Origin of the sequence: Vibrio sp. 10N.222.55.C6 (genome assembly GCF_041473395.1) — a bacterium.
Taxonomy (GTDB): Bacteria; Pseudomonadota; Gammaproteobacteria; order Enterobacterales; family Vibrionaceae; genus Vibrio; species Vibrio crassostreae_C.
The window spans coordinates 1-271 of the sequence record NZ_JBFRSD010000779.1 but is presented as its reverse complement, the minus strand read 5'-3'; the positions used below and the strand labels follow the sequence as shown (position 1 = coordinate 271).

At 48.3% G+C, this 271-nt stretch carries 1 protein-coding gene; it reads left to right on the top strand.

Translation table 11 applies throughout. The features are described from left to right. Positions 1–271 (top strand): TRAP transporter large permease subunit (locus tag AB4486_RS26125; RefSeq protein ID WP_372119663.1); only part of this gene is annotated, 271 nt, incomplete at both ends.

Here is a 271-nt window from a genome sequence, read left to right as displayed (position 1 = left end):
CACTGGGCGTGTGTTGTTGATCCTCTTTGCCGCTACCGTGTTTGGACGTTTGTTGATCGAGCAAAAGATCCCAGTAGTGGTGGCGGAATCGCTACTTAGTTTCACCGATAACATGTACATGGTGTGGGCGCTAACCATTACCTTGTTGTTGTTCATCGGTATGTTCATGGAAACCTTAGCGGCCATCATGATCATCGTGCCAGTGTTACTACCAATCATGTACATGCTAGGTGCTGATCCTACTCACGTGGGAATTGTGGTGGTGTGTACC